This is a genomic window from Gammaproteobacteria bacterium (assembly GCA_013696315.1).
In the GTDB taxonomy this organism is placed as follows: Bacteria; Pseudomonadota; Gammaproteobacteria; order JACCYU01; family JACCYU01; genus JACCYU01.
In genome coordinates, this window is sequence record JACCYU010000025.1 from 1 (window position 1) to 23,981 (window position 23,981).

19 protein-coding genes, 3 tRNA genes and 2 pseudogenes are annotated in these 23,981 nt (G+C 59.3%); 17 read left to right on the forward strand and 7 right to left on the reverse strand.

Annotation, left to right across the window (positions count from 1 at the left end; all coding sequences use genetic code 11):
* The first annotated feature begins 135 nt into the window (after positions 1-135).
* A pseudogene (locus tag H0V34_01350) lies at positions 136-735 on the forward strand (sulfatase-like hydrolase/transferase).
* A 135-nt stretch (positions 736-870) separates the two neighbouring features.
* Here H0V34_01350 and H0V34_01355 read toward each other — a convergent pair.
* Positions 871-1,782 (reverse strand): CPBP family intramembrane metalloprotease, encoded by a 912-nt coding sequence (locus tag H0V34_01355; protein MBA2490393.1) that lies wholly within the window; start codon positions 1,780-1,782, stop codon positions 871-873.
* Between the two features lie 179 nt (positions 1,783-1,961).
* On the opposite strand from H0V34_01355, the gene H0V34_01360 reads away from it, so the two are divergent.
* The 9 genes from H0V34_01360 to H0V34_01400 all read left to right on the forward strand — a co-directional run bounded on the left by H0V34_01360 (position 1,962) and on the right by H0V34_01400 (position 11,037).
* Positions 1,962-2,046, forward strand: a tRNA-Leu gene (locus H0V34_01360).
* A 75-nt stretch (positions 2,047-2,121) separates the two neighbouring features.
* A complete protein-coding gene (locus tag H0V34_01365; GenBank protein ID MBA2490394.1) occupies positions 2,122-3,468 on the forward strand; it encodes a trigger factor in 1,347 nt (448 codons plus the stop codon).
* A gap of 58 nt (positions 3,469-3,526) precedes the next feature.
* A complete protein-coding gene (clpP, locus tag H0V34_01370) occupies positions 3,527-4,180 on the forward strand; it encodes an ATP-dependent Clp endopeptidase proteolytic subunit ClpP (GenBank protein MBA2490395.1) in 654 nt (217 codons plus the stop codon).
* 154 nt (positions 4,181-4,334) lie between these two features.
* Entirely contained in the window at positions 4,335-5,627 is a 1,293-nt protein-coding gene (gene clpX, locus H0V34_01375; GenBank protein ID MBA2490396.1) for an ATP-dependent Clp protease ATP-binding subunit ClpX, read from the forward strand.
* A 220-nt stretch (positions 5,628-5,847) separates the two neighbouring features.
* Positions 5,848-8,298 carry an endopeptidase La gene (gene lon, locus H0V34_01380; GenBank protein ID MBA2490397.1) on the forward strand — a complete coding sequence of 817 codons (2,451 nt, stop codon included), beginning with the start codon at positions 5,848-5,850 and terminating at the stop codon, positions 8,296-8,298.
* A gap of 238 nt (positions 8,299-8,536) precedes the next feature.
* Positions 8,537-8,809 carry an HU family DNA-binding protein gene (locus H0V34_01385; protein MBA2490398.1) on the forward strand — a complete coding sequence of 91 codons (273 nt, stop codon included), beginning with the start codon at positions 8,537-8,539 and terminating at the stop codon, positions 8,807-8,809.
* 39 nt (positions 8,810-8,848) lie between these two features.
* Positions 8,849-8,924: transfer RNA gene (locus H0V34_01390), tRNA-Val, on the forward strand.
* Positions 8,925-8,962: 38 nt separating this feature from the next.
* Positions 8,963-9,039 (forward strand) — tRNA-Asp (locus H0V34_01395).
* 111 nt (positions 9,040-9,150) lie between these two features.
* Positions 9,151-11,037, forward strand: coding sequence for a SurA N-terminal domain-containing protein (locus tag H0V34_01400; GenBank protein MBA2490399.1), 1,887 nt, complete (start codon positions 9,151-9,153; stop codon positions 11,035-11,037).
* A gap of 52 nt (positions 11,038-11,089) precedes the next feature.
* Here the strand turns inward: H0V34_01400 and H0V34_01405 are convergent, their stop codons facing one another.
* Positions 11,090-11,881 (reverse strand): enoyl-ACP reductase, encoded by a 792-nt coding sequence (locus tag H0V34_01405; protein ID MBA2490400.1) that lies wholly within the window; start codon positions 11,879-11,881, stop codon positions 11,090-11,092.
* 271 nt (positions 11,882-12,152) lie between these two features.
* Between H0V34_01405 and H0V34_01410 the strand changes: the two genes are divergently transcribed.
* Genes H0V34_01410 through H0V34_01425 form a run of 4 tightly spaced genes read left to right on the forward strand, consistent with a single transcriptional unit; the run spans position 12,153 to position 18,368 of the window.
* The gene (locus H0V34_01410) at positions 12,153-14,003 is read left to right on the forward strand and encodes an ABC transporter substrate-binding protein (protein MBA2490401.1); all 1,851 of its coding nucleotides are present in this window, start codon (positions 12,153-12,155) and stop codon (positions 14,001-14,003) included.
* 23 nt (positions 14,004-14,026) lie between these two features.
* Positions 14,027-15,409: an ABC transporter permease gene (locus H0V34_01415; protein MBA2490402.1), complete on the forward strand. Its 1,383-nt coding sequence runs from the start codon at positions 14,027-14,029 to the stop codon at positions 15,407-15,409.
* Complete coding sequence (locus H0V34_01420) at positions 15,402-16,625, forward strand: ABC transporter permease (GenBank protein ID MBA2490403.1); 1,224 nt, start codon at positions 15,402-15,404, stop codon at positions 16,623-16,625. Before H0V34_01415 ends, H0V34_01420 begins: the two co-directional genes overlap by 8 nt.
* Positions 16,626-16,673: 48 nt before the next feature.
* The gene (locus tag H0V34_01425) at positions 16,674-18,368 is read left to right on the forward strand and encodes an ABC transporter ATP-binding protein (GenBank protein ID MBA2490404.1); all 1,695 of its coding nucleotides are present in this window, start codon (positions 16,674-16,676) and stop codon (positions 18,366-18,368) included.
* A 40-nt stretch (positions 18,369-18,408) separates the two neighbouring features.
* Here the strand turns inward: H0V34_01425 and H0V34_01430 are convergent, their stop codons facing one another.
* The 4 genes and pseudogenes from H0V34_01430 to H0V34_01445 form a co-directional block, all read right to left on the reverse strand.
* Positions 18,409-19,230 carry a Stp1/IreP family PP2C-type Ser/Thr phosphatase gene (locus H0V34_01430; GenBank protein ID MBA2490405.1) on the reverse strand — a complete coding sequence of 274 codons (822 nt, stop codon included), beginning with the start codon at positions 19,228-19,230 and terminating at the stop codon, positions 18,409-18,411.
* 125 nt (positions 19,231-19,355) lie between these two features.
* Entirely contained in the window at positions 19,356-20,051 is a 696-nt protein-coding gene (locus tag H0V34_01435; GenBank protein MBA2490406.1) for a LysM peptidoglycan-binding domain-containing protein, read from the reverse strand.
* Positions 19,980-20,123: pseudogene (locus H0V34_01440) on the reverse strand (LysM peptidoglycan-binding domain-containing protein). Before H0V34_01440 ends, H0V34_01435 begins: the two are co-directional and overlap by 72 nt.
* Positions 20,120-21,166, reverse strand: coding sequence for a transglycosylase SLT domain-containing protein (locus H0V34_01445; GenBank protein MBA2490407.1), 1,047 nt, complete (start codon positions 21,164-21,166; stop codon positions 20,120-20,122). Before H0V34_01445 ends, H0V34_01440 begins: the two are co-directional and overlap by 4 nt.
* A gap of 131 nt (positions 21,167-21,297) precedes the next feature.
* Between H0V34_01445 and H0V34_01450 the strand changes: the two genes are divergently transcribed.
* Genes H0V34_01450 through dnaQ form a run of 3 tightly spaced genes read left to right on the forward strand, consistent with a single transcriptional unit; the run spans position 21,298 to position 23,325 of the window.
* Positions 21,298-22,095, forward strand: a complete 798-nt coding sequence (locus tag H0V34_01450; protein MBA2490408.1) for a methyltransferase domain-containing protein — start codon at positions 21,298-21,300, stop codon at positions 22,093-22,095.
* Between the two features lie 12 nt (positions 22,096-22,107).
* Positions 22,108-22,599, forward strand: a complete 492-nt coding sequence (rnhA, locus tag H0V34_01455; protein ID MBA2490409.1) for a ribonuclease HI — start codon at positions 22,108-22,110, stop codon at positions 22,597-22,599.
* A 3-nt stretch (positions 22,600-22,602) separates the two neighbouring features.
* Positions 22,603-23,325 (forward strand): DNA polymerase III subunit epsilon, encoded by a 723-nt coding sequence (gene dnaQ, locus H0V34_01460; GenBank protein ID MBA2490410.1) that lies wholly within the window; start codon positions 22,603-22,605, stop codon positions 23,323-23,325.
* 102 nt (positions 23,326-23,427) lie between these two features.
* Here the strand turns inward: dnaQ and smpB are convergent, their stop codons facing one another.
* The gene (smpB, locus tag H0V34_01465; GenBank protein ID MBA2490411.1) at positions 23,428-23,901 is read right to left on the reverse strand and encodes an SsrA-binding protein SmpB; all 474 of its coding nucleotides are present in this window, start codon (positions 23,899-23,901) and stop codon (positions 23,428-23,430) included.
* Positions 23,902-23,981 lie beyond the last annotated feature (80 nt).

The following is a 23,981-nucleotide window of genomic DNA, read 5'->3' on the forward strand; positions in this document are numbered from 1 at the left end:
AGTAGGGTTTACGGATCCCCGGCCGGCGCCGCGCTACGAGGGTGCTTTCTCCCAGGAACCACTGCCCCAACCACCATCGTTCAACGAGTTGAATGTGGCGGATAAACCCGCCTTCATCCGCAAGTTGTAGCGTCTCGTTACCGCGCTGCGCTTGCCTCGCTTCTCGCCGTAGACGATCTGGTGGAGCGGGTGGTGGATGAATTGGCAGCGACCGGGGTACTCAATAATACCGTGATCATTTTTACCTCTGACCATGGTTTCTTTAACGGCGAGCATCGGCTCAAGATGGGCAAAACCCAGGTATACGAGGAAGACGTGCGCATGCCGCTAATGATTCGAGGTCCAGGTTTTCCGCAAGGTGTCACGCGCAACCAATTCGTGGCCAACATTGATCTGGCGCCCATGATCGTCGATCTTGCGGGTGCCTCCCCACAGCGGGTCATGGATGGGCGATCGTTATTGCCCTTGGCGCAGAATGCCAAGCTTGCGACTTCACGCAATCTCCTCATCGAGACCATGGAGTACAAAGCGGTGCGTAATAAATCCTTTCTTTATGTTGAGCACACGACCGGCGAGCGAGAGTTGTATGACATGCGCCCGGGTACTGCGAACTATGATCCTTATCAGCTTAGAAGTCGTCACGCCAGTAGCACTTATGGCCAGATCAAAAGCCAGCTCGCAGCCACGCTGAGAAAGCTTCGTACCTGCTCAGGGGCAAACTGTGAGGCGCAGTAATTCTGAGCCGCGCGACTTCAATAACATACCGCTTCGTGCAGATTTTCCAGTTTGTGACAATAGTCAATCCTTTCGGCGCACCAACAGCGATCGTGATGGCGCTGTGAGTAGAGAGCTGCTTTTCTGAAGACGAGATTAATCGTTCCCGTCCACTCCGCGCAGCGCTGAATCGCATGGTCGCCGATCGCGCGTCATGACGGCGTAGACCACTGCCAGGCTCGCGATCAACGCCAGCGCGAGATAACCGATGACGCCGTCATAGCCGCCGGCCAGAAATGAATACTGCGCGTGTTCATTGGTGATCGTGACGTGCTTGGTCACCTTTATGATCATCACCCAGCCGGCGTGCAGACCGATGCAACCGGCGATGTGGCCGGTCCTGGCGCGCACCAGCGCCAGAAACACGCCAACGGCGAACAGCGCCAGGAACGAGTCGATGAGCAGGGCAGGCTCGGTGTACTGCTCGAACATGTACGCCAGCGAAACGAACCCGCTGTACCATTCGAGCGCGCGCGGGAGGACATCGTAATCAGTCGTCAGGAAATGCAGGGCCGCGTACAAGACGCTTGGTAGCAGCACGGCCACCCACATACCGCTGTGCCGTTCGACCGCGGTATACATCGCGCCACGGAAGAACGTTTCCTCGATCAGCGCGACCAGCACGCCCACCAGCAGTCCCTCTGCCAGGGTGAGGGCCAGATCCGGGCCCGAAAAAACCCAGTCCGGGTTCGGTACTCGAACCCCGAGCAGGAGCAGAGCGCCGACCAGCGGCACCATGATGCTCACGCCGGCAGCCATGCCGATAATCAGACCGCGAACAAAAACGTGCGGCGGCGCGTAACCCAGCGCGCGTCGATCGGCGAGGTTTTGAGAGCGCAGGAACCAGGGTGCCGCCAGCAACGCGATCAACATGCCAGTACGTGTCACGAAGCGGTACATGGGCTCATCGATGAGCGGATTGAGCGAGAGGTAGACCGGGTAAGCGAGCAGCGCGCCGAGTAACAGCGCGAGCGCGAGATAGCCTGTGAACAAGGCCGCCGGACGCATGCTTAAGCCGGTCCGCGCGCCGGGATGGCAGGAGACATATTCATCGAAGCCACGCTTGCCTGGCGTCGCCGGTGGGCGTTCGAAAGCTTCAGCATCATGTGATCTATGGTCACGGTCGAGGGTGCGCGCAGTCTGGCGACGCCTGTTATAATGCCGAAATTGAAGCTGCTCCGGAACACGCGAAAGTGGCGGAATTGGTAGACGCACTGGCTTTAGGTGCCAGCGGGGCAACCCGTGAGAGTTCGAGTCTCTCCTTTCGCACCATTGTTCAGGCGTGTCCCGTCCGCGGCACGCTGTAATGAACCCGCCAATTGAAACTCTCTTTCGAAGGACCAACCCATGCAGGTATCGCTGGAAACAACAAACGGTCTCGGCCGCAAGTTGACGATAGAAATTCCTCCGGAGCGCATCGATCCGGAGGTGGAAAAACGGCTCAAATCCATGGCGCGGCGCGTCAACGTGGCCGGATTCCGGCCCGGCAAGGTGCCGATGCGCATCGTCAAGCAGCGGTTCGGCGATCAGGTGTTGCGCGAAGTGAGCGAAGAAGTTCTGCGCGACAGCTTTCAGGAAGCCATCGTGCAAAAAGCGCTGCGGCCGGCGGGCGGTCCTCATATCCATCCCGGCGAGCTGGGCGCGGGCCGCGGCCTCAAGTACACGGCGGAGTTTGAGGTCTATCCCGAATTCGAGCTGGCGCCCATTGAGGAGATGGAAATCAAACGACCGGAAGTGGACATCACCGACGCCGACATCGACGAGATGATGGAGACTGTACGCGAGCAGCGTAAGATCTGGGACGAGGTCGAGCGTGCCGCAGGCTCGGGAGACCAGGTGCTGATTGATTTTAATGGGTCGATCGGCGGTACGCCGTTCGCGGGCGGCGAGGGTCAGGATGTTGCTGTCGAACTGGGCGCCGGACGCATGTTGAGCGGCTTTGAAGATCAGCTGATTGGCGTATCCAAAGGCGATCAAAAAAAAGTGCAGATTACGTTTCCGGACGATCATCCGAACCATGACGTCGCCGGCAAGTCTGCCGAGTTCAATGTCACCGTAAAAAGCGTTTCGACAGCACAGTTACCGACCCTGGATGACAGCTTCGCGCAGTCGCTGGGCGTTACCGAGGGCAACGTGGAGGGCTTGCGCAAGGCGGTACGCGTCAATATGGCGCGCGAACTTGAACAGAAGATTCAGGCGCGGCTTAAAGACCAGGTGATCGGCGGTCTGGTGCAGCGCAACGAGGTCGAACTGCCCGAGGGCATGGTCAAACACGAAATCGCGCACGCGCACGAACAACTGATGAAAAATATGGAGCTGCCCAAGAACTCCAAAGACAACGCTGCGCAGTCCAATGAAGCGCGTTTGCCGGACGAATTGTTTCTGGAAGAGGCGCGCCGTCGCGTGAAGCTCGGTCTGGTGGTGGGTGAAATCGTGCGCCGCCACGAGCTCAAGCCCGACCGGGAGAAGGTGCAGGCCGCACTGCAGGCGCTGGCATCTAGCTATGACGAACCGCAGCAGGTGATCGATTACTATCGACGTAACCGCAGCGCGATGGCGAACGTCGAGGCTATGGTGATGGAGGAACAGATCGTTGATTGGGTGGTTGCGCGCGCGCGGATAACGCCAGAAAAAATGACCTTCAATGAACTGGTAAGGCCGGCCGCGCCGCCCGCTCAGCGGGCGGGCGCATGATTGGCTTACGGTCCGCTCCGGCGAGCCATGAATACTTTAAACTCACAGGTACCCTTTTATGTCTAGAGTAAGCAGTCCTCATGCCAATGCAACGGATACGCAGGCATTAAATCTGGTTCCGATGGTGGTCGAGCAGACCGCGCGCGGGGAACGTGCGTACGATATTTACTCTCGCCTGCTGAAAGAGCGCGTAATTTTCATTGTTGGCCCCATCGAAGATCACATGGCGAATCTGATCGTGGCACAGCTTTTGTTTCTGGAATCCGAAAATCCGGACAAGGACGTTTCTATCTACATCAATTCGCCGGGTGGATCAGTCACCTCCGGCATGGCTGTCTACGACACCATGCAGTTCATCAAGCCCGAGGTCAGCACCTTGTGCATCGGGTTTGCCGCCAGCATGGGCGCGTTGCTGCTAACCGGCGGGGCGTCAGGCAAGCGTTATGCGCTTCCCAATTCACGCATGATGATTCATCAGCCGTCGGGCGGCTTCCAGGGCCAGGTGACGGACATCGACATCCACGCGCGCGAAATTCTGAAAACGCGCGAACTGATGAACCAGATCATGTCACGACACACCGGGCAGCCGGTCGAACGCGTGCGCGAAGATACCGAACGCGATCGCTTCATGAATAGCGAGGAGGCCGTGACGTACGGCCTGATCGACAAGGTGTTGTCCGAGCGCACACTGCCGGCGCCAACGACGGCGTGAAGCGCGGGAGGGCGGCCGTAAGCGCGCAGACACACAGGCGTAACGTGGGGTAATCCACAAAAACGTTCGCACTATTTGTAGCCCGCATCCTTGCTTGCATATTGTACTTAAAAGAGGCAAGGTGTTTTGCATAAATTGAAGCGTGAGGTTTGTCATGGCGAATGACAATTCGAGCAAGGATCAGGACAACGGCAAGCTGCTTTACTGCTCGTTTTGCGGCAAGAGTCAGCACGAAGTACGCAAGCTTATTGCCGGGCCGTCGGTGTTTATCTGCGACGAGTGCGTGGAACTCTGCAACGACATCATCCGCGAGGAGATGCAGGATCAATCGCCGGCGGTGCGAAACAAACTGCCGAAGCCGCATGAGATTAACTCAATACTCGACGAATACGTAATCGGGCAGGAACGCGCCAAGAAGGTGCTCTCGGTCGCAGTCTACAATCATTACAAACGTCTGGAGTCGCGCTCCGGCGCCAAGGGTGGCAAGAACGAAGTAGAGCTTGCCAAGAGCAACATTCTGCTGGTGGGGCCGACCGGCTCGGGCAAAACATTGCTGGCGGAGACTCTGGCGCGGCTGCTCAACGTGCCGTTTACGATCGCCGACGCCACGACCTTGACCGAAGCCGGCTACGTGGGCGAAGACGTCGAAAATATCATCCAGAAGCTGCTGCAGAAATGCGATTACGATGTCGAGAAAGCGCAGACCGGTATCGTCTACATCGACGAGATCGACAAGATCTCGCGCAAGTCGGACAACCCCTCCATTACGCGCGATGTCTCCGGTGAAGGGGTGCAGCAGGCGCTGCTGAAGCTTATCGAAGGCACGATCGCTTCAGTTCCGCCGCAGGGCGGTCGCAAGCATCCGCAGCAGGAGTTCCTGCAGGTCGATACGACCAATATTCTGTTTATCTGTGGCGGCGCGTTCTCAGGACTGGAGAAAGTGATTCGGGATCGCACTCAAAAAGGCGGGATCGGTTTCTCGGCGCAACTGCGCAGCAGCGATAACGCCCCGGCACTGGGCGCCGTGCTGTCCGCGTGCGAGCCAGAAGACCTGATTCGCTACGGGTTGATCCCGGAATTCGTCGGCCGGCTGCCGGTGGTCGCCACCCTCGAGGAGCTGGATGAACCAGCGCTGGTGCGGATTCTGACCGAGCCGCGCAATGCGATCACGAAGCAGTACCGCAAGTTGTTCGAAATGGAAGGCAGCGAAATCGAATTCCGTGAGAACGCGCTGTATGCCGTGGCACGCAAAGCCATGGAGCGCAAGACGGGCGCACGCGGCTTGCGCACCATCATGGAGCAGGTGTTGCTCGACACCATGTACGACCTGCCCTCGGCCGAGAGTGTCAGCAAGGTCGTGGTGGACGAGGCGGTCATTAAAGGGGATGCAAAACCCTATCTGATTTACGAAGGGCCGGACTACGAGAAGAAAGCCGCCTCGGATTGAGTCGGCGCGAGAACCGGGGCCTCGCCGCGCCGATCTCTTCCAGCGGATCCCGTCTTTGTACAGGGGGAACATACGCCGCTTACGGAGTGTTGCAGGCACCGCGCACAACGGCGCGAACCTTGCAGCTTGAATCGCCCATATTCGCCCTCATTTAATGGCACCACCCGACATTGCGTGGCGGTTCCCGCAATGCAAGCCCTGGTATCAAGGAGCGTAAAGAATGTCGAAAGATAAAGAGTCCACCGAGGTTCTCGCGGAACCCATGCTGGTGGTGCCAGTGCTGCCCCTGCGTGACGTCGTGGTGTATCCGCATATGGTGATCCCGTTGTTCGTCGGTCGTGAAAAATCGATTCGCGCGCTGGATACCGCGATGGCGGGCAGCAAACAGATACTGCTGGTCGCGCAGCAAAGCGCGGAGCTGGACGATCCGACTACCGGGCAGATTCACCGGGTTGGCACGTTGTCGACCATCCTGCAACTGTTGAAACTGCCGGACGGCACCATCAAGGTACTTGTAGAAGGCGCCGAGCGTGCTAGAGTCGTTCATTATCTTGATCAGGAAGACTATTTCACCGCACAGATTTCGCTGCTGAAATCCGTGCACCAGTCGGACGAGCGCGAGATGGAAGTCCTGGCGCGCTCGGTCATGCATCTGTTCGATCAGTATGTCAAGCTCAATAAAAAAGTCCCGCCCGAAATACTGACCTCGCTCGCCGGCATCGACGAGCCGGCGCGGCTGGCCGACACCATCGCGGCGCACATGTCGCTCAAGCTCGACGAAAAGCAGAAGATTCTCGAAATCGACGACGTGCGTGCGCGTCTTGAGCACCTGATGAGCCTGATCGAAGGCGAGCTGGACGTGCTGCAGATCGAAAAGCGTATTCGCGGGCGCGTCAAGCAGCAGATGGAGAAAAGTCAGCGCGAGTACTATCTGAACGAACAGATGAAGGCGATTCAGAAAGAGCTGGGCGACATGGAGGATTCGCCGAACGAGGTCGAGGAACTGGCCCGCAAGATCGAAAGCGCGGGCATGCCAAAAGAAGCGAAAGAAAAGGCCACCGCCGAACTCAACAAGCTCAGGATGATGTCGCCCATGTCCGCTGAAGCGACGGTCGTGCGCAACTACGTGGACTGGCTGGTGAACTCGCCCTGGAAATCCAAATCGAGGGTGCGCAAGGATCTGGCGGCGGCTCAGAAAGTGCTGGACGAAGACCACTACGGTCTCGAAAAGGTCAAGGAACGCATCCTGGAATATCTGGCGGTCCAGCATCGTGTCAAGCAACTAAAAGGCCCGATTCTGTGCCTGGTGGGTCCGCCGGGTGTGGGCAAGACCTCCCTGGGGCGCTCGATCGCCCGCGCCACGGGACGCAAATTTACGCGCATGTCGCTGGGCGGCGTACGTGACGAGGCCGAGATCCGCGGTCCCCGACGCACTTATATCGGTTCCCTGCCAGGCAAGATCATCCAGAATCTGGCCAAGGTGAAAGTCCGCAACCCGCTGTTTCTGCTCGATGAAGTCGACAAGATGGCGATGGATTTTCGCGGTGACCCGGCATCTGCGTTGCTCGAAGTGCTGGATCCCGAGCAGAACAACACGTTTTCGGATCACTATCTGGAGGTCGATTTCGATCTGTCCGACGTAATGTTCGTCACCACGGCAAACAGCAGGGCCTTTATTCCCGGGCCGTTGCTGGATCGCATGGAAGTGATCCAGTTGCCGGGCTACACCGAGGACGAGAAGGCGAATATCGCCGCGCGGTATCTGATCCCCAAACAGGTCAGGAACAACGGGCTCAAGAAGAACGAGCTCACCATCAGTGAGGCGGCGGTACGCGACCTCATTCGTCATTACACACGCGAGGCCGGGGTCAGAAATCTGGAGCGCGAAATCTCGAAGATCTGCCGCAAGGTGGTGAAGTCGCTGATGCTCAAGCCGCGCGACAAGAGTGTCGTGGTGACGCCGCGCAATCTGGACAAATACCTGGGCGTCCGGCGGTTTCGGTACGGCATCGCGGAAGAAAAAGATCAGGTGGGTCAGGCCACCGGTCTCGCCTGGACCGAGGTGGGCGGCGAATTGCTGACGATCGAAACGGCGGTAGTGCCCGGCAAGGGCAAGCTGACGCAGACGGGGCAACTCGGTGACGTGATGCAGGAATCCGTGCAGGCGGCATTGACGGTCGTGCGCAGCCGCGCCGAGATGCTTGGCATAGGGCCCGATTTTTACGAGAACAGGGATATTCACGTGCATGTGCCGGAAGGCGCTACGCCCAAGGATGGTCCCAGCGCCGGAATCGGCATGACCACGGCACTGGTATCCGCGTTAACCGGTATCCCGGTGCACGCGAACGTGGCGATGACCGGTGAAATCACCTTGCGCGGCGAGGTGTTGCCGATCGGCGGACTTAAGGAGAAATTGCTGGCCGCGCATCGTGGCGGCATATCCATTGTCGTGATCCCATCCGAAAACGAGAAGGATCTGGTTGATATACCGAAGAACATCAAACAGAAGCTGGAGATCAAGCCAGTACGCTGGATCGACGAAGTGCTGGAAATCGCGCTGCACGAGATGCCGGAGCCGCGTACGGTTAGCGGGGAAAAACAGGTTCAGGCAGCGGCGCGTAAAAAGCGGGATGAAGAGCAAAAGAAGGGTGGCAGGATTCGTCATCATTGATCTCGGTTGACAGACCTGATAGCCCCTTGTATAAATATGACCCTCAAGCGGGGATGCGTCGGTACAAAATTGGCGTTAAGCGCGTGGCCGCATCGCAAGCGACGACAGCGATAGACAATCTGCTTTCGACGAAATCAGCCGCGCCTGCGGCAGTCAATACATAATGCGCTGCATGCGTTCTAACGTATGCGATTCGAAAGCGCAGTCAGTTTCCGAACTCCGAGGGAAGTATCAATAGATGAACAAATCAGAACTTACCGATTCCGTAGCGAGTGTGGCGGATCTGTCCAAGGCATCCGCTTCGCGAGCGGTAGACGCAGTGATAGACGCCATTACGTCGGCGTTGAAAAGCGGCGATCAGGTTTCGATCGTTGGATTTGGAACGTTCCTGGTGCGTGAGCGTGGCGCGCGCAGCGGTCGCAACCCGCGTACGGGCGAGACCATCAAGATCAGCGCGTCCAAGGCGCCCGGTTTCAAACCTGGCAAGGCGCTCAAGGATGCCGTAAACTAACGCCCCTTCGCATTGCCGGGTTCGAAGCAACTCCGCTTCGGGTGCTTAGCTCAGCTGGTAGAGCGTCGCCCTTACAAGGCGAAAGTCGGGGGTTCGACTCCCTCAGCACCCACCAGAGAAAGCAGCACCGGTTTACAACCGCGGGTTTACAATGGAGTGGTAGTTCAGCTGGTTAGAATACCGGCCTGTCACGCCGGGGGTCGCGGGTTCGAGTCCCGTCCACTCCGCCAGCCTTTAAGCCGTAAGCCGCGGCTTCGTGACATGCAGCATGTGCGCTAGGGGTGGCATTTCCACGGCGCAATCAGTAATCTCAAGAATGCACTCCAACAGTTGACTCCTTCATGCTAATAGCCATCCGTGACCGTGTGAGCGGCTGGATCGCATACGTGATCGTCGTATTGATCAGCCTGACTTTTGCCTTGTGGGGCATCGATCAATATTTTGGCGGCGCCGACGAGCGGGTCGCCGCCGAGGTCAACGGTGTCGACATCCCGATGGATGCGTTCAGCTATCAGTTTCAGCAGGAGCGAAGTTACCTTCAACAGGCATACGACGGCGAGCTTCCGGCCGGCCAGACTGATGCCATGCTCAAACAGGTGGTGATCCAGGGAATGGCGCGTGCTGAAGTTTTGCAGCAGGAAACGCAGTCGGCGGGTTACCGGGTGAGTGACGCGGTGCTGTTGAACGAGCTCGGCGGCATGCAGGTCTTTCATACCGACGGCCAGTTCGATCCGCAACGTTATGAGCAACTGCTGCAGGCGCAACAGCAAACCAAGGCGGGCTTCGAAGACAACCTTAGAAGCCAGATCGGCCTGTCCTATTTCGAGGATGGTATTAATCGCTCGGCTTTTCTGCCCCCGGTCACGCGGGAGCAATTGCTGAGCCTCAAGAATCAGCGGCGCTCAGTGGAGTATTTTACGATCCCCGCCGAGCCGGAAGAGGTAAAGGTCAGCGACGAAGCGATTACTGATTACTACCAGGCAAACCGGCAGCATTTTCAGTCACCCGAGCGGGTGCGGCTCGCGTATATCGATTTAAGCGAGCAGGCGCTCACGCGATCGCTGGACGTCAATGAAAACGCCCTGCGCGCGTTCTATCGCAGCCAGACCGAACTTTATACCGACCCTGAACAGCGCCGCGCGCGCCATATCCTGATCAAGTCATCGGGTGGTGGCAAGGACGCAGACGCGGCCCTGAAGCGCGCGTCCGAGCTAGCGGCGCGTGCGCGCCAAGGCGAGGATTTCGCCAGGCTCGCTGAGGTATATTCAGAAGACGCACTGTCCGCGCCGGTGGGTGGGGATCTGGGCTTCATCGCGCGCGGGGACATGGATGCGTCGCTCGAGGACGCATTGTTCGCGTTGGACAAGGGAGAAACAAGCGATCCGGTCAAGACGTCGCTGGGTTATCAGGTCGTTCAGCTAGCCGATATCAAACCGGCGCGTAGCGAGCCGTTTACGCAGGTACGCGATCAGGTGGACCGCGCCTACCGTCGCGAGAACGCAAAAGAAGCCTTCATAGAACGCGCTGAACAACTGGTAACGGTGAGCTATGAGCAGTCCGCCAGTTTGCAGCCCGCGGCCGAGGCGCTGGGGCTCAAGGTACGCGAATCCGGATGGATAACCCGCGCGCAGGGATCGGGCATTGGGGCAGACCAGAAAATCCGCGACGCGGCTTTCCAGGACGACGTACTGAAAGGCGGCCGTAACAGCGACATGATCGAACTGAGTCCGGGCCGGGCGGTGGTGGCGCGGGTAATCGATCATCAACCGGCAAAGGTTCAACCGCTGGCGGCGGTGCGCGATGATATCGAGCAGATTCTCGCCGTACGGACAGTACGCAGACAGGCCACGCAAGCAGGTAAACAGGCGCTGGCGGTGTTACGGGACGGCAAAAGCATGGCAGAAGTCGCTAGGCGGAGTGATCTTGAGCCACAAGCACTGACCGCGATCCAGCGCACCGACAGGTCGTTGCCACAGCCAGTGGTCGAGAAGCTGTTTGCGCTGGACAAGCCAGCGGCTGGCAATCCCACTTATGGTGGCGTCCCCTTGGCGGAAGGATTTGCGATCATCGCCCTGGTCGATGTGCAAGCCGGCGACGCAATTAAGGCCGCGGCTTCCGAAGGGTCCGCATCCGACCCTGATGCGCGGTACGGAGAGCGCGAACGCGACGCGGTTTATCGCGCGCTGGAGGCGGGCGCAGAAATCAGGATCATGCAGGAAAATCTATAATCGAATACGTCGCAACAATACTCGAGGCGCTAATCAGCGCGAAGTTATTGCGTCAGGTCTCAGTGTAATCCGTCATGCCAACGATATTGTAACCCGCGTCCACGTGCACGATCTCGCCGGTGATGCCGGAGGCCAGGTCCGAACAAAGAAATGCGCCGGTATTGCCCACGTCCTCAATCGACACATTGCGACGCAGCGGCGCATTAGTCGCCACATGATCGAGCATGCGACGGAAATTGCCGATGCCCGCGGCAGCCAGGGTGCGGATAGGTCCCGCGGAGATGCCGTTAACTCGGATGCCTTCGGGTCCCAGCGTGTAGGCGAGGTAGCGGATATTGGCCTCCAGGCTCGCCTTGGCCAGGCCCATGACGTTGTAATTCGGCATCGCGCGCTCCGCACCCAGATAGGTCAGCGTCAGCAGCGCGCCATTGCGCCCGTGCAGCATCCGCCGGCCGTTTTTCGCCAGCGCCGCGAAGCTGTAGCTGCTGATGTCATGCGACGTGCGAAACCCTTCGCGCGTGAGGTTGTCGAGATAGTCGCCTTCCAGCGATTCGCGCGGCGCGAACGCCACTGAATGCACGACGATGTCTAGATGATCCCAGTAATCGTCCAGGTGTTCGAACACCGCTTCGATCTGCTCATCGTCTTCAACGTCACACGGCACCGCGATATCCGATCCGCAGTCACCTGCCAGTTTTTCCACCCGGGATTTCAGGCGCTCGTTCTGGTAGGTGAACGCCAGTTCGGCGCCTGCGCGGCTCATCGCTTCGGCGATGCCCCAGGCGATTGAGCGATTGCTCGCCACACCGACGATCAGTGCGCGTTTATTGGCAAGAAAACTCACCTCGTACCTCCGCTTTTGATACGTGCCGACGAGCACCCGACAATCATGGCCACGGCCTGTTCAGTCTTGGCACCGCGATAGTCGAGACGCGTGTTGCTAACGATTTAAATGATATGCGTGCGGTCGCGCAGATACAAATCAATGCGCTCATTCACGGGTCGGCCTTGCCAGCGGACAAATGCGGTTTATGATGCGCGGGAATTGTGATGACATGAACAATCGATGGCCGCCAAAACAAATCACCGCTAATTGAATTCACTTAGGGCTTTGCATGGAACGACGATTTACGGTTAAAGATTTTTTTCTGTTCGCGTTTCTCAGCCTAGTGCTGACGGCGATTGTGTCGACCATGTACATGATCGATCGGCAATGGGCCAAGATGGCTGAAATAGAGCGCACCTTAAGCGAACAGTCGGTGAGTCTTCAGGACCTTGCGCGCACGGTCAGTACTGGCATCACCACGGGCAATACGGCCACACAGACCGGGGAGGGAGCCATTCCGGATTCGTTCCGGCGTGCCTGGCGCGCTTCACAGTCCAGGGATTTCGCGGCGGGCGACTGGCTGGTAGCGCCTTTCGGCACCGGCCTCAAGACGCTCACGCCGCTGGTCTCAAGCGACGCTTACGCCTCCGAAGTGCAGACCTTTGTGCTGGAGTCGCTTTTGACGCGCAATCCGGAAACCCTGCAATGGGACGGTATGATCGCGAAAGACTGGACGGTCAGCGACGACGGACTCGCGATTAAGTTTCAAATGCGCAATGGGGTTCAGTTTTCAGACGGCAAATCCATCGACGCGGAAGACGTCGCGTTCACGTTCGATTTTCTGATGAACGAGAAGATCGCGGCGCCACGCCATCGCGCGTATTTCGCCAAGATCAGGAGCGTGCGGGCGACCGGCAGGTTCGAGGTCGTATTCCAGTTCAAGGAGCCGTATTTCCAGAGTCTGGAGCTGGCTGGCACCATGCCGATCCTGCCTGAGCATTTTTATGGGCCGTATTTAAAGGAGCCGCAATCCTTCAATCAGTCCACCGGTTTGCTGATGGGCTCAGGCCCTTATCGGCTTCCCGATCCGCGAGGCTGGACGCCGGATTCCGGTATCGTGGAACTGGAACGCAATCCTTATTACTGGGGGCCCGTGCTGCCGCCGTTCAACACGCTGTTGTGGAAAGTCATCGAAAACCAGACCGCGCAGCTCACCACATTTCGTAACGGCGAGCTCGATCTTTATGGCGCGCGCCCGCGTGAGTATGAAACTCTGCTGGAAGATCAAGCGCTCATGCACCGCACGCGGAATCTGGAATACTTGAGCCCGACCGCCGGCTACAGGTGGATCGGCTGGAACCAGAAACGCAACGGCGAGCCCACCTTGTTCACGGACCGGCGCGTGCGCCAGGCGATGACTTATCTCACCGATCGCAAGCGCGTCGTCAAAGACATAATGCTCGGCTATGCCGAAGTCGCCATGAGTCCGTTCAGCCCGCGCAGCCCGCAGCACGACGATAGGCTGCAGCCGCGTGAATACAATATCGAAAAAGCTCGACAACTGCTCGCGGACGCCGGCTTCAAGGACCGCGATGGCAACGGCGTGCTGGAGGACGCCGACGGCAAGTCGTTCAGATTCGAGCTGGTGTACTTTCAGGATGACGAGGACACGCAGCGCATCATGCTATTCCTGCGGGACCTTTACGCGCGCGCTGGCGTGCTGATGATTCCGAAGCCCACCGAGTGGTCGGTGATGATCGACCTGCTCACGCAGAAAAATTTCGATGCGATCACCCTGGCCTGGACCGGCGGTGTCGAGACCGACATCTATCAGATGTTTCACAGCAGCCAGACTGTGCCGGGCGGCGACAATTTCATCAATTACAAGAATCCACGTCTGGACGCAGTGATCGACAAGGCGCGCGCCACGGTCGATGAGGACGCGCGCATGCCGTTGTGGCATAAGGCCGAACGCATTATCTTTGAAGATCAGCCTTATACGTTTCTCATGCGCAGCCAGAGCCTGGTATTCATCGACGACCGCATGCGCAACGTCGAAGTAACGCGGCTCGGCCTCAATAAGGATATCGTGCCAGTCGAATGGTACGTGCCAGCGGCGCTGCAAAAATACGCGAACTGAGCGCCTGGCTGTAGGGGAAGTCCGTGCAAACTTACATCCTGCGGCGTCTGGTGCTGATGGTTCCAACCCTGTTTGGCATCACGGTGATCGTGTTCGCGGTTATGGCCGCAGCACCCGGCGGCATCAGCGCGCAAAGCCTGATTCAGGGACAGAATCTGGAGCCTGGCGCGAAGAAGGCGATGGAGGATTACTACAACCGGCTATACGGACTGGATCAGCCGGTTCCCGTGCAGTATCTGCGCTGGCTTAACAACATTTCCCCGGCGGGATTTACCTTCGATGCCAACAATGAGATCAATGGGTTTTCGCTGAACAAAGGCTCCGATCTCGGCACCAGTTTCTATTATAACCGGCCGGTGTTGGATCTTGTCGCCGAGCGCTTGCCGATAACCCTGCTGCTCAATGTGTTATCGCTTCCGATTATCTACGTTATCGCGATCACCATCGGTGTGCGCGCCGCGACCGAGCGCGGCAAACGCTTCGACACGACGTCGGGTGTGGCGTTGCTGGGCTTTTGGTCGGTGCCGACCATGCTCACCGGTGTGCTGATGATCGCGTTTCTCGCCAGCGATCAATACTGGCGCTGGTTTCCAACCGCCGGCATCAACGCGCGCGCCGCCCTGGAAATGCCGTTTATGCCGCACTGGAGCGCGACGTCGGACGTGTTAATGCTGGTATCGCTGTCCATTGCGGGGGCTGTATTGATGGGGACCTTGAGCCGCAAAGGCGGCAAGGCCACGCGCGCGGTGGCTTTTGGTGCGCTGGGCGCGGTCCTGGGTGTTCTGATGGCCGGCGATGTGGCGCGTGACGGACTCTCGCTCCTGCATGTGCTGCTGGGCGCAGGTCTGGGCGGACTGTTTATATTGATCGGTCGCGCGGATTACGAACTGCCACGCACCGCGGTCATGGGGCTTGTGGGTTTTGGCGTCGGCGTCGGGTTCGCGGCTTCGTTCGCGCAAGGCACGTTTGTGCGAGGGTTTCTGCTGGACAGCCTGTGGCACCTGGTGCTCCCGGTAATATGTCTCTCGTATACCAGTTTTGCTTTCCTGTCCAAGCTGACCCGTGCGGCGGTGCTGGAAAACCTGCTCGCGGATTACGCGCGTACCGCGCGCGCCAAGGGCGTGAGCGAATCCGATGTGTTGTGGCGGCACGTATTCCGCAACAGTCTGTTGCCGCTGATCACGGTATCCGCGACCCTGCTGCCGGGGTTGCTGGCGGGCTCCGTAATTGTTGAAACGATATTCAGTATCGAGGGCATGGGTCAGCTCGCGGTGGAGGCGGTAAAACTTCGCGATCGCGAGCTGGTGCTGTCGGTTACCCTGGTGAGCGGTTTGCTGACCCTGATCGGTTATTTGATCGCTGATCTCTGTTACGCGGTGGCGGATCCCAGAATCAGTTATGACTGACGGGCAAACGCTCGGATTGCGAGATAGTGAGATCGCGCCGGCGTCCACGACGCCTGCTCGCAGTTACGCGGCGCAAGTCTTGCGTGATGCCGCTTCCAGCTGGGGCGCGCGACTGGGTCTGATGTGGATCGCGATGCTGGCTTTCGTGGCAGTGTTTGCGCCGTTGCTCGCGAACAGCCACCCGTTACTGTTAAGCGAGCACGGCGACATAAGCAGTCCCATGCTGGCGTACCTCACGCCGGCGGATGTCACTTTGCTGGTTACGTTTTGTATCGGTTTGTTGGTGATGCTGGCACCAACGCGCGCCCGCAGGCGGCTGCTCGCAATAATGCTGACTCTGGCAATCGTCGGCGGGTTAAGTGTTGTCTATATCACGCCCTCGCCGCTGGCCATTTATTCGGACTATCGAATCAAACAGCAGACCGGCGCCTACGATTGGGTCTTGCGCGCGCCCGTGCCGTACTCGCCGAAGGATTACCTGCGCGATTACGGTGACGCCGGTTTTGAAGCGCCGCTGGAAGCTGCCCGGCGGACGCACTGGATGGGCACCGAGGAGAACGGCGCCGATGTGTTGAGCCGCATGATTTACGCGTCCCGAATCGCGCTGGGAATTGGTTTGATCGCAACCGGTATCGCGATGTTTATCGGCATCGTACTGGGCGGGCTCATGGGCTATTTCTCCGGCCGGGTGGACATGATTGGCATGCGTCTGGTCGAAATCTTCGAAGCGGTTCCCACCTTGTTTTTGTTGTTGACGCTGGTGGCGTTCTTCGGGCGCAGCCTTTATTTGATGATGGTAATCATCGGCCTCACCGGCTGGCCCGGCTACGCGCGTTACGTTCGCGCGGAGTTTCTTAAATTGCGCCAACAGGAATTCGTGCAGGCGGCGATCGCCTGCGGACTGCCGTTGCGCTCCATCCTGTTCCGGCACATGCTGCCCAATGGCGTCGGACCGATTCTGGTCAACGCGAGTTTCGGCGTGGCTGCCGCGATTCTCGCCGAGGCGGTCTTGAGTTTTCTCGGGCTGGGGCTGGTGGACGATCCATCCTGGGGGCAGATGCTCAATCAGGCCGTCCAGTCCTCGACATTCAACTGGTGGATGGCTGTGTTTCCGGGCGGCGCGATATTCTTGACCGTGTTCGCTTACAATTTAATCGGCGAAGCGCTGCGTGACGCGATCGACCCGCACCTCAAAAAAGATCAGCCCGAGTCCTGAACGTGCACTTAACGCGCGCACTGGAACCTTGTCCCACTTTCGCTCGCCATGTTGCTTGAAGTCGATAAGCTCAAAACCTATTTCAGCGCTGGCGAGGGCAGCGTGAAAGCCGTGGACGATGTGAGCTTTCACATCGAAAAAGGCGAGACGTTCTGTCTGGTCGGCGAGTCCGGCAGCGGCAAGTCGGTTACCGCGCTATCGGTAATCCAGTTGACGCCGGCCCGCATCAGCCACCATCCCGGCGGCCGCATCCTGTTCGACTATCGACATCGGGACGGCCGGGTGGAGCAGGTAGACATGGTGCGTCTGCCCGAGCACCGCAAGTGCGAGATTCGCGGCGCGCGCATCAGCATGATCTTCCAAGAACCGATGACCTCGCTCAATCCGGTATTTCGTATCGGTGACCAGATTATCGAAACCCTGAACCTTCACCGCCCGGATTTGAGCGAGGCGCGGGCGCGCGCGCGGGCGATCGAGCTGCTTGAGCAGGTGCGCATTCCGGATGCCGCGTCGCGCCTGGACGAGTATCCGCACCGGCTTTCGGGCGGTCAGCGGCAACGGGTGATGATCGCCATGGCCATGGCCTGCGAACCGGATCTGCTAATCGCGGACGAACCCACCACCGCGCTGGATGTGACCGTGCAGGCCGAGATCCTGCGGCTGATGAGAGACCTGCAAACGCGGCGCGGCATGAGCATGCTGTTTATCACTCACGACTTCGGCGTGGTATCACAGATGGCGCACCGGGTGGCGGTGATGCGCACTGGCAAGATCGTCGAGACCGGCGCGCTGCGAGAAGTGCTCACGCACCCGCAGCATGCGTACACTCGACAGCTGCTGGCGGCATTGCCAGAAAACCTCAAGAAAACGCGCAAGCACGGCGACATATCCACCGGGCGTGACGGAGACGCTGCAAACGGTTCCGGTTCCCCTCCGGCAAGTCCGCCGTGCGCGCCATTGGTCTCGCTCTCCGAGCTCAAGATCCATTTCCCGATCAAGAAGGGCGTGCTCAGGCGTACGGTCGGATTTGTAAAAGCGGTAGACGGCGTCTCGCTCGAGATCACCACGGGTCGGATCGTGGCGCTGGTCGGAGAGTCCGGTTGCGGCAAGACCACCCTCGGACGCGGCATCGTGCGGTTGATCGAGCCTACCGGCGGAAGCGTGAGTTTTGAGGATCAGGACATTACATCACTGTCGCGCGTGCAGATGTTGCCGTTCCGTCGCCGCATGCAGATTGTCTTTCAGGATCCCATCTCGTCTTTGAATCCGCGTCAGACCATAGCGGACACCCTCACCGAGCCGATGGCTGTGCACGGCATAGGCGGCTCGAACGAGGAGCGCCTGGAGCTGGCGCGTAAGGCGCTCGTGCGGGTGCAGCTCGAAGCGGGCTATTTGTGGCGATATCCGCACGAGTTCTCGGGCGGTCAGCGGCAGCGCATCTGCATTGCGCGCGCGCTGGTTTTGAATCCGGAATTCATTATCTGCGACGAGGTGACAAGCGCGCTGGATGTTTCCGTGCAGGCGGAGATCCTGGAGATGTTGCTGGAACTGCGGCGCGAGCATCAGCTTGCGATTCTGTTTATTACGCACGATATCGGCGTGGTGGAATATATCAGCGACGAGGTCGCTGTGATGCATGAAGGCCGGCTCGTCGAGCGTGGGCCGACGTTACAGGTATGTGAAACGCCGGAACATCCCTACACCAAGAAACTGTTAGCGGCCGTGCCGCGCGTAGGTTTTTAGCCTGAGCTCGCGGTGGCTTTGCTGCGACTACCGGATGCGCTCAAATCCACCCGGATATTCTTTGCTGCCATGCTTGTTTTTTCGGAAACGACTTGCAGGCTCTTACCAGTATCACCGAGATATTGTCCCGGCCGCCGTTATGATTAGCCATAAGTACCAGCCGTTCGGCGATCGCTTCGAGGTTGGTGGGGGATCGCTCGATTGCCTGCTGAATCTCGTGGTCATCGAGCATGTCGCTGAGCCCGTCAGAACAGAGCAGATAGAGGTCGCCCGGCAGCACCGCGTGATCCAGCAGGTCGATCGCCACAGTTACGTCGGTACCTAGTGCGCGGGTGATCAGATTTTTGTTGAGGGACGCGCGGGCTTCCGCGGGTGTGCAATAGCCGCGGTCTACCAGTTCCTGACGCAGGGTATGATCGACCGTCACCTGTTCGAGCCGGTTGCCGCGGTAGCGATAAAGTCGCGAATCGCCGACATTGGCGACTGTGATGACGTCGTTGTAGAAAATCGCCATCACCAGCGTTGTGCCCATGCCGTGAAGGTGAGGATAGGCGTCGGCGCTGGTGTAGATCGCCTGGTTGGCCCTGACGATTGCCTGCCGCACCGCAAGCCGCTGCAGCGCGTAGCCGGTCGCGGGATCGGTTTCTCCCGGCGAGACCGCCGGTATGGTGAGTCGCAGATCCCGCAGAATGGCATTGACCGCCAGCGCGCTGGCAACGTCGCCGCTCTGATGACCGCCCATACCGTCCGCGAGCACCACGACGCCGATGTCGAGATCTTCGCCGATGGTATCTTCGTTACGCGAGCGTGCGCGACCGGTGTCACTGAGCATTGCTGTTTTGAGCGCGTTTCTAAGGTTCATATTACGTCCCTGCTATGGAGCCGGGTGCGGCAGCGTGGCGAGCATCCCTCTGATCGAACCTGGCAATCCCCGTGCCGTGTTGAGTTGAGGTCCAACCCGGCTGATGACATTGATCAAGGTCGAGCTTACCGCCGTTTTCCTGACTGATTTGCAGTGTCAGTCACATAGCCCAGCATACCCGGGACAAGCTTCGAAGCGGCCGCGTTGGTGCGCCCAGCGAAGCGGAGTTTTAATTTATAGCGCCATGACTTAATCTGAAATGGCGCGCGTCGCGTATGGCCCGCACTCGACCACCCTTCGTCCCCTGGCCGCGCATCGTCGAGATACAACGTCATTGCCTGCCCCGGCTGCAGGAAACTGTCTTCGCCCAGCTTATTCCAGTTGCGCAGATTCGCAACCGTCACGCTGAAACGCCGCGCGATTGCATACAGCGAGTCGCCGTTTCGAACCGAATAGTTGACAGTCTTAAAGGCCGCCGGCCTTGCGCGGTCGCCGATATCAAGTCCAGTAGTCGTAATTGGCGCCGGCTGGACCAGTAGATGCTCGCCGTGTTTCAGCACGTCACCGGACGTGCGGCCGTTCCACCTGCGCAACTCGCTAACCAGAACGTTGTGTCCGCGCGCGATGCCCCAAAGGCTGTCGCCGGGTTGCACGGTATACGTCGCGCTCGGGCCAGTCGATGTTGCGGCTGTGGACAGCCCGGTGTTCGCGCTCGCAAAATGTCGCACGTCCAGCGCGGCCGGGTCATAGGGAACAAGCAGGTATTCGCCGGCTTCGATATGGCTGTCGTGAAGGCTGTTGGTTTGCTGTAACACACTCACGTCGGATTTATACCGACGCGCGATGTGCGTAAGCGTGTCGCCGTTTTTGATGAGGTGACGGGTCCAAGTCAGGCGTTCTTAGGTGCCAGCGCCGCCAGCCTTTGTTTGAATTGCGCCGCCCGTTCTATCGGTAACAGCAGGCGGTGCGGACCGTCTGGGTCCGTGGCCCAGCGGCCGAAACCTGGATTGAGCAACTGAAACGATTCGATCTCCATATTCGCAAGCCTGGCGGCTACGGCAACATCAATCTGTGCCTCCACATCGATGCTTGCCAGAAAAGGTTTGTTATCCACCGGCCATAAGGAGATGCCGAAGCGCGCCGGATTTCGCACCAGATGTCTTACCGCCAGTAGCTTCGGTACGTAGTTGCGTGTTTCCCGCGGCAGGTCCAGGCGCCAGTAATTGATCGGTTTGCCCGCGAGACGGTTCGTTTCGATTTCATGCAGCACCCGAGTGGGGCCCGCGTTATACGCCGCCAGCGTATGCAGCCAGTCGCCCAGAAACATGTCATTCAGCATCTCCAGATAGTCGAGCGCCGCAATGGTCGAGGCATAGACGTCCCGGCGCCCGTCATACCACCAGTTCTGCTTGAGGCCATACAGCAGTCCGGTGTCGGGAATGAACTGCCACAGCCCCGCGGCGTGCGAGCGGGAATAGGCAAACGGCATGTAGGCGCTTTCGACCACGGGCAGCAATACCAGCTCTGTGGGGAGCGCCCGGCGCTCGATCTCTTGCAGAATAAAGTATAGGTAAGGCGCCGCGCGCTCGGTGACCAAGCGCAGGTAGTACGGCTCTTTCGTGTACCTGGCCTCAAAGTATCGGACGCGCTCGTTGCCCTTTGCCGGTGCAAGCGAAAAGCCCTTGCGCACGCGCCACCAGATGTCGGTATCTCGTCTTACGTGCTCAGGCTGACGGACTGCCGCGCGCGGTGCGTTGTCAATAGGCGGCGGTCGCACGTAAGCGGTATTGAGGTCCGTTTCGATCTTGGCCGGTCGCTCGATTGCGGCGGCAGCTGACCGATCCTGCCGGGCGGGCTGCGTGGAACATGCGCACAATCCGGCGCACGCGATGACCAACGCGGCGCCCAGCGGTCCGTGTAAGAATGCTGCTAACATAGGTAAGAAACTCTAACGGGAGCGGCTGCGAGAATGCAAGTTAATGTTTAAGCTAATAAACCGGCTATCATTCGCGGCCGGCCGTCGATGCTGGGGCGCAAGCGCGGATGCCCGTTCCAGATAAACACGCTATGCTTGACGGCATGATCGACGAGCGCCGTTGCGGCCCCGATACGGCCGCGCAACTGTCAGCAGCCATGCGCGCCTGGTACGCAACGCTCGCGGGCGAACTGCTACTTTGCGACATCAAGCAACGCCTGGACGGCATGGTGCCGGATCTGTTTGGCTATCATGCCGTTCAGGTCGGTAGCTTGGCTCCGCGGATCGATTTTCTGGATCAAAGCCGTATCCTGCATCGACTTCGCACGGATTTCGACATGAGTGTGGCCGATGTGGCGGCTGACGGTGCGGCCCTGCCATTCGATGCCGACAGTATCGATTTGCTGCTGCTCATGCACACGCTGGATCTGGCCTTGGAACCGCACCAGGTGTTGCGTGAAGCGGAGCGCGTTTTGATTCCCGAAGGCCGCCTGATCGTGATCGGTTTCAATCCGTGGAGCGCATACGGGCTCTGGCGGTTCGCGCGCAGATGGCAAAATCAGGTGCCCTGGTGCGTCAATTTTTACAGCGGCGCGCGGCTCGGCGACTGGCTGTCGCTGCTGGGATTTGAGGTGGAAACATGTGACTACGTTGGTTTCGCACCGCCCCTGCAACGCGAGAAGCTGCGCGCGCGTCTGGCGCCCATCGAGCGCCTCCTGCGCGGGGCCGTGCCACTAATGGGTGGCGTGCGGGTGTTGCTGGCGCGCAAGCAGGTTGCGACCTTGACGCCGCTGAAACCAAGCTGGCGCCGGCATCGGAGCCTGGTGCCGGGCAAGCTGGCCGAACCTACGGCGCGCGCGGCGCAGTCGTGCCAGCGGCGCGCGCGCTAGCGAAGGCGGTGCATGGCGAATTCAGTCGAAATATTCACCGACGGCGCGTGCCGCGGCAATCCTGGCGTAGGCGGATGGGGCGCGGTGCTACGCTGCCGCGGACGGGAGAAAAACTTGCTTGGTGCGGAACCGCTGACTACCAATAACCGGATGGAACTCATGGCCGCCATCGCCGCGCTTGAAGCGCTGAAAATCGGCTGCGAAGTGGTGCTGACGACGGATTCCAGATATGTCATGAGTGGCATCAACACCTGGATGGCGGACTGGAAAAAGCGCGGCTGGCGCACCGCCGCGCGCAAGCCGGTAAAAAATGAGGACCTGTGGCGCCGGCTCGATCACGCCTGCGGCAGGCATCGTATCAAGTGGTGCTGGGTCAAGGGTCACAGCGGTCATCCGGAAAACGAGCTGGCGGATCGCCTGGCGAACCAGGCTATCGACGAGTTGCTGGCGCGTTCCGACGTGGATAGCGCAGGTGAAGCGGCACTAAACGTGACGGCGAAATAGGCCGTGCGGCAGGTCGTACTCGATACGGAAACGACGGGTCTCGAGGCCGCTCAGGGTCACCGCATTATCGAGATCGGTTGCGTGGAGGTGATCAATCGCAGGATCACCGGACGCCAGCTGCATCGTTATATCCAGCCCGACCGGGAGATCGACACCGCCGCGGCCGAAGTGCATGGCATCACCGCGGAGTTCCTCGCCGACAAACCGCGCTTCGCGGCGGTGGTGGACGAACTGCTCAACTTCGTCCGCGACGCGGAATTGATTATTCACAACGCGCCGTTCGACGTCGGCTTTCTGGACGCCGAACTTGCTGCGGTTGAACGCGGCTCTGTGCGCGACGCCTGCAACGTGCTGGATTCGCTGGCGCTCGCGCGGCAAATGCATCCTGGACAAAAGAACGGTCTGGACGCGCTGTGCAAACGCTACGGCGTGGACAATTCCGGCCGCGAACTGCATGGTGCGCTGTTGGACGCGCGCATCTTAGCCGAGGTTTATCTGGCCATGACCGGCGGCCAGACCAGTCTGCTGTTGGACGAACTGGCGGCAAGATCATCGCGGACCGGCGCGCCACAGCGTCTCACCCCACGGCATGTGCCCTTGTGCGTAATCAGGGCCGGTCGCGAAGAGTTGGAAGCGCATGCCGTCACATTGAGGGCGATCGATCAGGCCAGCGGCGGTCGATGTCTATGGCTGCAATCCGGGGGCGATCCGCGCGGTCACGAGTAAGGGGAGTCAGCGATTACCGCTTCTTTTTTGGGTTATTGGGAATAGGGTTATAGCCGGGGTCAGTTAAGTTGCGCAGACCGCCTAGCCACGTAAACGCCGACTTTACGCGCTGTGCTTCAACAACCGTTGCTTATCGCGCTGCCAGTCGCGCTGTTTTTCGACGGCGCGCTTGTCGAACTGTTTTTTGCCGCGCGCGAGGCCGACCTCCAGTTTCGCGCGGCCGCGTTTCCAATACAGCGCAGTGGGCACCAGCGTCTGACCCTTGCGTTCCACCGCGCCGATGAGTTTGTCCAGTTCTTCGCGATGCAGCAGCAGTTTGCGTGTGCGGACCGGGTCCGGCGAAAGGTGCGTCGAGGCGGTGGCCAGCGGTGAAATGTGCGCGCCCAGCAGCCATGCCTGCGCATCCCGGATCACAACGTAGCTTTCCATCAACTGCGCGCGTCCCGCGCGCAGGCTCTTGACCTCCCAGCCTTCCAGCGCCAGTCCGGCTTCGAATCGCTCTTCGATGAAAAAATCATGCCGCGCCTTTTTGTTCAGCGCGATAGTGGCGCGATCGGGCTTGTTTTGCTTGCTCATGGCCGCATTATACGGGATCGCTGCTTGTCCCCGATTGTTAATGCGTATGGGCGCCGGTTGTGCGCGCGCGCGAATTTCCG